This is a genomic window from Mycobacterium sp. E3198 (assembly GCF_001667015.1).
In the GTDB taxonomy this organism is placed as follows: Bacteria; Actinomycetota; Actinomycetes; order Mycobacteriales; family Mycobacteriaceae; genus Mycobacterium.
This window is the reverse complement of sequence record NZ_LZIS01000196.1, coordinates 19,979-27,530: the sequence shown is the minus strand read 5'-3', so window position 1 is coordinate 27,530 and position 7,552 is coordinate 19,979. Positions and strand designations below refer to the sequence as shown.

8 protein-coding genes are annotated in these 7,552 nt (G+C 69.7%); 3 read left to right on the top strand and 5 right to left on the bottom strand.

The features are described from left to right. On the top strand, positions 1 to 490 hold a 490-nt coding region (locus A5673_RS21585), incomplete at its 5' end, for a carboxymuconolactone decarboxylase family protein (protein WP_068237234.1). Here A5673_RS21585 and A5673_RS21580 read toward each other — a convergent pair. The 3 genes from A5673_RS21580 to A5673_RS21570 form a co-directional block, all read right to left on the bottom strand. Next, on the bottom strand, positions 479 to 1,303 hold the full coding sequence (locus A5673_RS21580; protein WP_068237231.1) for an SDR family oxidoreductase: 825 nt from the start codon (positions 1,301 to 1,303) through the stop codon (positions 479 to 481). The two genes, A5673_RS21585 and A5673_RS21580, sit on opposite strands and share 12 nt — an antisense overlap. Positions 1,304 to 1,448: 145 nt before the next feature. After that, entirely contained in the window at positions 1,449 to 3,074 is a 1,626-nt protein-coding gene (gene groL / locus A5673_RS21575) for a chaperonin GroEL (protein WP_068237228.1), read from the bottom strand. Between the two features lie 208 nt (positions 3,075 to 3,282). Then, complete coding sequence (locus A5673_RS21570; RefSeq protein ID WP_068237226.1) at positions 3,283 to 3,849, bottom strand: TetR/AcrR family transcriptional regulator; 567 nt, start codon at positions 3,847 to 3,849, stop codon at positions 3,283 to 3,285. A 103-nt stretch (positions 3,850 to 3,952) separates the two neighbouring features. Here A5673_RS21570 and A5673_RS21565 point away from each other — a divergent pair, with 103 nt between their 5' ends. Next, positions 3,953 to 4,867 carry an SDR family NAD(P)-dependent oxidoreductase gene (locus A5673_RS21565; protein WP_068237221.1) on the top strand — a complete coding sequence of 305 codons (915 nt, stop codon included), beginning with the start codon at positions 3,953 to 3,955 and terminating at the stop codon, positions 4,865 to 4,867. 18 nt (positions 4,868 to 4,885) lie between these two features. Further along, the gene (locus A5673_RS21560) at positions 4,886 to 5,380 is read left to right on the top strand and encodes a cupin domain-containing protein (RefSeq protein ID WP_068237218.1); all 495 of its coding nucleotides are present in this window, start codon (positions 4,886 to 4,888) and stop codon (positions 5,378 to 5,380) included. 244 nt (positions 5,381 to 5,624) lie between these two features. On the opposite strand, the gene A5673_RS21555 is transcribed toward A5673_RS21560, so the two are convergent. Further along, entirely contained in the window at positions 5,625 to 7,067 is a 1,443-nt protein-coding gene (locus A5673_RS21555) for an NAD(P)/FAD-dependent oxidoreductase (protein ID WP_068237210.1), read from the bottom strand. After that, on the bottom strand, positions 7,058 to 7,534 hold the full coding sequence (locus A5673_RS21550; protein ID WP_068237206.1) for a VOC family protein: 477 nt from the start codon (positions 7,532 to 7,534) through the stop codon (positions 7,058 to 7,060). Before A5673_RS21550 ends, A5673_RS21555 begins: the two co-directional genes overlap by 10 nt. Positions 7,535 to 7,552 lie beyond the last annotated feature (18 nt).

Genomic DNA, 7,552 nt, shown 5'->3' with positions numbered 1-7,552 from the left:
CCCGGACCGCACCTACGAGCCGCTGCTGCTGGTGCGTTGCCTGCAACGCCATCCCGCGCTGGCGAGCCGGCTGCGCAAGCTTGGTGAATCCCTGTACGTGGCAGCGCTTTTGCCGCCCCGGACGCGGACGATCGCGATCCTGCGCAGCTGCGCGCTGCTGCGGTGCGAGTACGAGTGGGGCGGGCAGGCGGCGTTCTGGGGCCCGATCGCGGGCCTCAGCGAGGACGAGTGCGACGCCCTGGTCACCGGCGGCGCGGACGACCAGCGGTGGAGCCCGGCCGAGCGGACGCTGATCGAGGCGGTGGACGAACTGGAACGCACCGGCTCGTGGTCGGAGGCGACCTGGGCGGCGCTGGGGCGCGACCTGTCCGACGAGCAGCGGATCGAATTGCTCACCGCCGTCGGCTGGTACCGGACGATCTGCACGCTGTGCAACGCGCTCGCGCTTCCGGTAGAAGGCTGGATGCGGCGCTGGCCCTCAGCCGGCTGACCGGTCCCTTCTGAGGCCGGGATGCTGGTTCTTCAGTAGCGGCAGCAGCACCCGTCGCGGCATGAACTGGAACAGCCGCGTGGACAGCTGGCTCGGCAGCCCGGTGATCACCGTGCCGCGGTCGCGCTCGAGCGCGTCGACCCCGAGGCGCGCCACCTCGCGCGACGGCATCCACAGGAGCTTCGGGAACGCGTCGGCAAAGGTCCGCTCGTCCATGCCCGCGTTCTTCAGGAACTCGGTGCGCACCGGCCCCGGGCACAGCAGCGCGACCGTGACGCCGGTGCCGGCCAGCTCGCCGCGCACCCCCTCGGTGTAGGTCTTCACGAACGCCTTGGTGGCGGCGTAGCCGGCCTGCCCGGGGAAGGGGTGGTAGCCCGCGGTGGATCCGAGGTTGAGGATGGCGCCGCGCCCGCGCGGCACCATCTGCTGGACGGCGCGGGTGGTGAGGTCGATGACGGCCTCCACGTTCACCCGCACCTGGGCGATTTCGTCGTCGACTCGCGTCTTCGTCACCGACCCGATGGTGCCGATGCCGGCGTTGTTGACCAGGATGTCGACGGTCAGCCCGCGGCGGTCGACCTCGTCGAACAGGCCGGCGCGGGCCGACGCGTCCGCGACGTCGCAGGCGATCGCCTCCACCCGGACGCGGCCGGCGAGTTCGTCGGCCAGCTCCCGGAGCCGGTCTTCGCGGCGGGCGACAAGCGTGACGCCGTGGCCGCGGTCGGCCAGCTCCCGGGCGATGTCGGCGCCGATGCCAGACGACGCCCCGGTCACGACGGCGGTGCTGGCGGGCGATGGGGTCGGAAGGGCCACGCGTCGAACCTACCGGTCGCCGAGCGTCACGCCGGCGCGACGGTCGGCGTCGGGAGCCACGCTGGCGTGACGCTGGGCGAAGGTTGGCGCGGCGGACACGAAAAAGCCCGGCCTGCAACGCAGACCGGGCTTTCTCGTTGACTTTCTAGAAGTCCATACCGCCCATGCCGCCGGTCGGGTCGCCCGCGGGAGCGGCCGCCTTCTCCGGCTTGTCGGCGACGACGGCCTCGGTCGTCAGGAACAGCCCGGCAATGGACGCCGCGTTCTGCAGCGCCGAGCGGGTGACCTTGACCGGGTCGGCAACGCCGGCCTTGAGCAGGTCCTCGTACTCACCGGTGGCGGCGTTCAGGCCGGTTCCGGCGGGCGAGTTGCTGACCTTCTCGGCGACAACGCCGGGCTCCAGCCCGGAGTTGAAGGCGATCTGCTTCAGCGGGGCCGACAGCGCGACGCGCACGATGTTGGCGCCGGTCGCCTCGTCGCCGGTGAGCTTCAGCTCGTCCAGCGACGGGGAGGCGTGCAGCAGGGCCACGCCACCGCCGGCGACGATGCCCTCCTCGACGGCCGCCTTGGCGTTGCGGACGGCGTCCTCGATGCGGTGCTTGCGCTCCTTGAGCTCGACCTCGGTGGCCGCGCCGGCCTTGATCACCGCAACACCGCCGGCCAGCTTGGCCAGGCGCTCCTGCAGCTTCTCGCGGTCGTAGTCGGAGTCGCTGTTCTCGATCTCCTGGCGGATCTGGGCCACCCGCCCGGCGATGGCGTCGGAGTCACCGGCGCCCTCGACGATGGTGGTTTCGTCCTTGGTGACGACGACCTTGCGGGCCTTACCGAGCAGCGCGACGTCGGCGCTCTCCAGCGACAGGCCGACCTCCTCGCTGATCACCTGACCGCCGGTGAGGATCGCCATGTCCTGCAGCATCGCCTTGCGGCGGTCGCCGAAGCCGGGGGCCTTGACCGCCACCGACTTGAACGTGCCGCGGATCTTGTTGACGACCAGGGTCGACAGCGCCTCGCCCTCGACGTCCTCGGCGATGATCAGGAGCGGCTTGCCGGCCTGGATGACCTTCTCCAGCAGCGGCAGCAGGTCCTTGACCGTCGACACCTTGGAGCTGACCAGCAGGATGTAGGGGTCCTCGAGGACCGCTTCCTGACGCTCGGCGTCGGTGACGAAGTAGCCCGAGATGTAGCCCTTGTCGAACCGCATGCCCTCGGTGAGCTCGAGCTGCAGGCCGAAGGTGTTGGACTCCTCGACCGTGATGACGCCCTCGTTGCCGACCTTGTCCATCGCCTCGGCGATCAGGTCGCCGATCGACTGGTCGCCCGCGGAAATCGCGGCGGTGGCCGCGATCTGGTCCTTGGTCTCGACCTCCTTGGCCGACTTCAGCAGGGTCTCGGTGACCTTCTCGACGGCCTTCTCGATACCGCGCTTGAGGCCCAGCGGGTTGGCGCCGGCCGCGACGTTGCGCAGGCCCTCGCGCACCAGCGCCTGGGCCAGCACCGTGGCCGTCGTCGTGCCGTCACCGGCGACGTCGTCGGTCTTCTTGGCGACTTCCTTGACCAGCTCGGCGCCGATCTTCTCGTACGGGTCCTCCAGCTCGATCTCCTTGGCGATGGACACACCATCGTTGGTGATCGTGGGGGCACCCCACTTCTTCTCCAGTACGACGTTGCGGCCCTTGGGACCCAACGTCACCTTTACCGCGTCGGCGAGGGCGTTCAGGCCCCGCTCGAGGCCGCGACGGGCCTCTTCGTCGTACGCAATTGTCTTGGCCATTGCGAAGTGCTTCCTCCGGATTGGGAATGAAACTGGGGCCACCGGGTGACGACAACCCCATTACTTACGCTGGCCGGGTGCAGTGCCCGCGACGGACGACCAAGCTGGTCTCACCGTCCCGACCTAGCACTCGCCAGTCGCGAGTGCCAACGTCATTCTTAGCACTCGCCTATGCCGAGTGCAAGAACGGGCCACCCTTATCGCGCGGTTATCGCGCAGCGCGTAATCCGTCGATGACGACGTCGGTCACCCGCTCGGCCAGCGCCGAGTCGTAGGCCTCCATCGCCTGGCAGCCGACCAGGATCGTCTTGAGATCCCGCATGTCGATGTCGCGCCGCGCGGTGCCCGCCTTCTGCGCGGCCCGCAGCAACTCGCCGAGCAACGCCTTGAACGCGTCCTCGGCCTCGGGCGCGGCGCAGGCGATGTCGATGCCCAGCCCGGCCAGCGCGTCGACCAGGCCGCGATCCGCCGCGCCCCACTGCAGCACCATCGAGCGCAGGAAACTGAACAGCGCCTCGCCCGGCCCGGCGGATTCGAGCAGGGCGCGCCCGTCGTCGACGAGACGGCCCATCCGGTCCTCGATGACGGCCGCCAACAGGGCCTCCTTGGTCGGGAAGTGCCGGTAGACGGTGCCGGCGCCGACGCCGGCGCGCCGCGCGATCTCGTCGATCGGCACCGCCAGGCCCTCGGCCGCGAACGTCTCGTAGGCGACATCCAGCACGCGCGCGCGGTTGCGCGCCGCGTCGGCGCGCAACGGCTTGGCGGGCTGCGCCATCTGTTCACCATCCGTGAGTTGACAAAGCGGGGCGTGCGTTCCGTATAGTGGCGATCAACCGGAGCGTTCGCCCCGTTTACTTTACTAGTTCAAGGAGCCCGTCATGGCCAAGTGGACCGTCGCGGACATTCCCGACCAGACCGGTCGCGTCGCCGTCATCACCGGGGCCAACACCGGCCTCGGCTACGAGACCGCCGCCGCGCTCGCCGACCACGGCGCCCGCGTGGTGCTGGCCGTGCGCAACCTGGACAAGGGCAAGGACGCCGCCGCGCGCATCACCGCGCAGAGCCCAGACGCGGACGTTGCGGTGCAGGAACTCGACCTGACCTCGCTGGACTCCATCCGCGCTGCGGCCGAGCAGCTGCGCTCCGCGCACGACCGCATCGACCTGTTGATCAACAACGCCGGCGTGATGTACACGCCGAAGGAAACCACCAAAGACGGCTTCGAGATGCAGTTCGGCACCAACCACCTGGGCCACTTCGCGCTCACCGGCCTGCTGCTGGACCGGCTGCTGCCGGTCGCCGGTTCGCGGGTCGTGACGGTGAGCAGCATGGGCCACCGCATCCTCGCCGACATCCACTTCGACGACCTGCAGTGGGAACGCGGCTACAACCGCGTGGCGGCCTACGGGCAGTCAAAGCTGGCCAACCTGCTGTTCACCTACGAGCTGCAGCGACGGCTTGCGCCGCACGGCACGACGATCGCCGCCGCTGCACACCCCGGCGGGTCGAATACCGAACTGGGCCGCTACACGCCCGCGGCGTTCCGGCCGCTCGTCAACGTGTTCTTCAACGTGATTGCGCAGGACGCGGCCATGGGCGCGCTCCCGACGCTGCGCGCCGCCACCGACCCGGGCGTGCTCGGCGGCCAGTACTACGGCCCCGACGGCTTCGCCGAGACCCGCGGCTACCCGAAACTCGTTGGCTCCAGCGAGAAGTCGCACGACGTCGCTATGCAGCGCCGGCTGTGGGCCGTCTCCGAGGAGCTCACCGGGGTGGTCTATCCCCTCGACTGACGGGGTAACACTTAGGGCATGTCCCTCGCCGTTCCGCCCTATCCACCGCCCCGCTACACCAAGGACGAACCGGAGGTCAGCGCGTGGCTCAAGCGCGTCGACGAACCGCCCGACTACGAGACCTTCGGGACCAAGTACCACTACCTGGCCAACCAGCAGGCCACCGCCGGCGACTACGGCCTGTATCGGGTCGACATAGCCCCCGCCGGCGGCGGGCCCCCGGCCCACTTTCACCGGGCCATGTCGGAGGCGTTCTTCGTGCTGTCCGGGACGATGAAGCTCTACGAGGGCAACGAGTGGGTCGACGGGCACCCGGGCGATTTCCTCTACGTGCCGCCCGGCGGTGTGCACGGCTTCCGCAACGAGGCCGAGGAACCGGCGTCGGTGCTGATGCTGTTCTCCCCCGGGGCGCCGCGGGAGGCCTACTTCGAGGGCTTCGGGGCGCTGGCCGACATGACCGACGACGAACGCCGGGAATGGTTCGTCCTGCACGACAACTACTGGGTGCAGTAAACGGTTAACGGTGAGCGAACTTTCGGTGCCGCGCACCGATACTCGGCGCCGGTGCGACGTAGGGTTTGGCCGTGCAGGTGAGGTCGAAGCGCGCGGCGGCATGGTTGCGGATGAAGATCGAGACGGCGTACAGCGCCCCGGTCCGGACCGCCGAGCGGGTGAGACGACCGCGGCGCCCCGGCCTTCGGCCCGTGCCGAGCGCATCCGCCCGGGTCCGCGGGCGGCGGCTTCGGCCCCCGCCCGGTCACCGGCCGAAGCGGTAGTCGCCCTCGACCGGTTCGCGGGTGCGCTCGTAGAACGTCCGGCCGCTGTACGGCAATTGCGTGACCACCTTGCCGCTGGGATGCCGAAAGTAGTTGTCGCAGGCGAGCCACACCTTGCCCGCCATGGCGGCCTGGAGCTCTTCGTTGTAGCGGCGCTGCGCGTCGGCGGTGACCTCGATGGTGCGCGCGCCGCGGGCCCCCATCGCGTCCAGGATGTGGCGGACGAACGTGGTCTGCGCCTCGTGGATGTAGATGATCGAGTTGACGCCGTTGGTGTTCGGGCCGTACAGCGTGAAGAAGTTCGGATACCCGGCGATCAGGGTGCCGAGGTGGGCCTCGGCCCCGCCGCTCCAGTCGTCGCGTAGGTGGCGGCCGCCGGTCCCGTAGACGTCGATGCTCGCCAGGTAGTCGGCCGCGGTGAACCCGGTGCCGTAGATGACCGTGTCGACGCGGTGCTCGACGCCGTCGACGGTGCGCACCCCGCGCTCGGTCAGCTCGGCGATCGCGGTCGTTTCCAGGGTGACGTTGGGCAACGCGAACGTCGGGTACCACTCGCGCGACATCAGCGGCCGCTTGCAGCCGGCGGGATAGTCGGGCGTCAGCTTCGCGCGCAGCTCGGGGTCGGACACCTTGCGCCGCAGGTAGCTGCGGGCGAGCTCGGTGGCCTCGCGTGTCTGCGCGGCGTCGACGTCGAAGCTCGACGATTCGTAGGCGTCGAAGGCCTCGTCGCGCAGCTTGCGCGCCATCTCGGGGTGCCGTTCGAACTCCTCGTGCTGCTCGGGCGTGAACGGGAAGTCGAAGCGCGGGGCGATCCAGATCGGGGTCCGCTGAAACACGGTGAGGTGCGCGGCTTTTGGTGCGATCGCGGGCACGTATTGGATGGCGCTCGCGCCGGTGCCGATCGACGCGACCCGCTCCCCGTCCGTCGGCCGGCTGTGATCCCAACGCGCCGAATGGAATTGGCGACCCCGGAACCGCTGCCGGCCGGGGATGTCCGGAACGTGCGGCACGTCGAGCATGCCGACGGCGCTCACCACGACGTCGAAGTCGTGCCGGGCGCCGTCGCCGGTAATCAGCGTCCACCGCCGCCGGTCGTCGGACCACCGCACCGTGGCGATCGCGGTGTGCGGCCGCAGGTGCGGCCCCAGCCCGTGGTCGAGGGCGACCTTCTCCAGATACGCCAGGATCTCGGGCTGGTTCGCGTACGTCTTGCTCCACCGCGGGTTGGGCGCAAAGGAATACGAGTACAGGTGCGACGGGACGTCGCAGGCCGCACCCGGGAACGTGTTGTGCCGCCAGGTCCCCCCGAACCCGTCGGCGCGGTCGAAGATGGTGAAGTCGTAGCCGCCCTGGGCCAGCTGGATGCCCATCGCGATGCCCCCGGCACCGGCGCCGATGATCCCGACGCTCGGCTTCAGCCCCATTGCGCGAAGTACGGTCGCTGCGGCCGGCTCTTCTCCACGAGGATGAACACCACCCCCCACGGGTCCACGAACCAGGTGGTGCGGACCCGCGCCACGTCGGCGATGCCGCTGACCAAAAACCGCACCCCCTTGCCCTCCAAGTCGGCGCGGGTGGCGTCGAGGTCCTCGCAGACCAGCCCGACGTGCGACAGCCCGTGGTCGGTCAGGGCGCGATCGCCGCCGTCGGTGCCGTCGACGTTGAGGTATTCGATCACCTCCAGCACCCGGTCGCCGTCGTCGCCGAACCCGACGATGGCCGCCTTCATGCTGGGGTCGGACACCAGCTCGCCCATGTCCTCGCGAATGGCATTACCGCTCATGACGTACGGCGGCGAGAGCACACGCAGGCCCAATACGTCGCGGTAGAACGCCACCGCGGCCTCGCAGTCGGGAACGCACACCCCGGCGTGGGCCAACCCGGTAATCACGTTCTCAACCTTACGTCG